This window comes from Terriglobales bacterium (genome assembly GCA_035937135.1).
In the GTDB taxonomy this organism is placed as follows: domain Bacteria; phylum Acidobacteriota; class Terriglobia; order Terriglobales; family Acidobacteriaceae; genus DASYVL01.
Genome location: DASYVL010000099.1, coordinates 1 through 1,946 on the forward strand (window position 1 = coordinate 1; position 1,946 = coordinate 1,946).

Genomic DNA, 1,946 nt, shown 5'->3' on the forward strand with positions numbered 1-1,946 from the left:
GATGAGCTTCTGGCGATGCTTCAGGCTGCCGGCGTACCTAACTTCGCGGCACGGCTCACCGGCATCCCCTAACCAGCCACCTGAGCACGACCATTCGGCGCGAGCTGATCAGTCTTTGTCCAGGGACTCGATCCGCGCGTCGATCAGGCTGACGAGGCGTACCGGCCCGTAGTCCGTCTGCTCAACGGACACGTTGATGTGGCGTTCGGTGGGAGCAGGCTTCTCATGGATGTGGCCGTGAACGTTGAGAATCCGTCCGACCGGCAGCGACTGGATGGGCTCGTGTCGTGGGTCGCGTCTCTGGACTGATGGAAAAGTGAACGGGCAGCCCGCGCGGCTTCCTGCATCTTAAGCGGTCTGCGCGACAGGTGCCTGTCGCATCCTTTCGACGCGCAGATGGTTGAGCGTCTGCATGTCGAGGTCGGAGAGGCCGAGCCCGTGGGCGCCGGCGATGACCAGGTCCAGCACCGCCCAGCAGAGGCTGAGGCAGCTGCTTTCTCCGGGGAAGCGACCGATGACCTTGGTCCGGCGCTTGACCTCTTCCAGGGAGCGCTCCAGAAGGTTGGTGCTGCGCAACCGGTGGCGTAGCCGGCCGGGGTATCGGAGGTGGACCACCAGCGCCGGCAGGTCCTCGGCCAGGCAGGCCGCGGCGGAGGGATAGTCACGCTCCAGCCGGCTGACGAGGTGACGCAGCCCCTCCTCGGCAGAGGCCTCGCTGTCGGCCTCGTTGAGGACCCGCCAGTAGGCCTCGCGGACCTCCTTCTGGATGTCGCCGCGCTTGGGCAGCTTGGCCAGGATGTTGCGCAATCGATGCACCGTACACCGCTGGCGGTCGGCGTCGGGCCACAGCTGCTCCGCCGCCAGCACCAGCCCGGGGGCCCCGTCCGTGACCGCCAGCCAGGGAGATCTCAGGCCGCGCCTGGCCAGGCCCCGGCCGAAGTCCCGCCAGTCCTCGAAGCGCTCTCGCTGACCCAGCGCGACGTCGAGCAGAACTCGCTTCCCGGTGGTGTCGTAGCCCCAGGCCACCAGCACCCCTTCCTTGGCGCCACTGGGCCGGGTGGGCAGATAGACGGCGTCGAGGAAGAGCACCATCAGCTCCACCTCCGCCAGGCTGCCCGCCCTGAAGGCGAGGTAGCGGTCGCGGAGCTCGCGGCAGATGCGGCTGGCGGTGCTCTTGGAGAGCTGGCCCAGGCCGGCCTCGCTGAGCAGGCTCTCGATGTCGCGGTCGGACAGGCCGCGCACGTAGGCGCCGATGACCAGCGCCTCCAGCGGGCGGGTGCGGATCACCGCCGAGGTGTCGGGGATGATCTTGGAGACGAAGCGCTGGGCGGTGTCGCGCAGCAGCGGCATCTGGATCTCAAGCTCGCCCTCGGCGGTCTGCACCCGTCGCGGCCGGACCCCGTTGCGGGATCCCTTCGCCGCCGGCGTCCGCTCATAGCGCGCCCGGCCCAGAAACCCGGCGACCTCCTCGTCGACCCCGCGCTGCATCACCAGGCGGGCGCCCAGCCTGCCCAGCTCAGCCAGCCGGCCAGGGTCGGCGAAGCCCTCCGCCAGCAGGTCGTCGATGGCCTGCTCCAAGGCGTCCGATGGGGCTACTCTTTGATTCGACACGGCGTGGTCCTCCATGGTGGTTTGCAAGTCCACCGCGTAGGCTACGCCGTTCAACTTTTACATCACCCTTGGGACGCCACCTACTACAACTGCGATCGCCCCCACCGAAGTCTGGAACTACATCCGCCACGACCGCGTTCGCCGGGCTCCTCCGGAGCGATCGTCTCCAGGCCAGTCCTTGGCGGTCTCCATCACGTCTACTCCAGAGCCGCGTGAACTCAAACCGACTTTTGCCCTCCCACAGGTTCACTCTCGTTCGCCTTCCCGACCCATACCTGACGCCTCCTGGGCGCCTTTTCCGCAACGCTCACCACCCCGGCTCTTGACCGGAGCAG

The 1,946-nt window shown here is 67.8% G+C and carries 1 protein-coding gene; it reads right to left on the bottom strand.

Annotated elements, in window-relative coordinates; genetic code table 11:
* Positions 1–348 precede the first annotated feature (348 nt).
* Positions 349–1,665, bottom strand: coding sequence for an IS256 family transposase (locus VGQ94_06070; protein ID HEV2022077.1), 1,317 nt, complete (start codon positions 1,663–1,665; stop codon positions 349–351).
* Between the last annotated feature and the right edge of the window lie 281 nt (positions 1,666–1,946).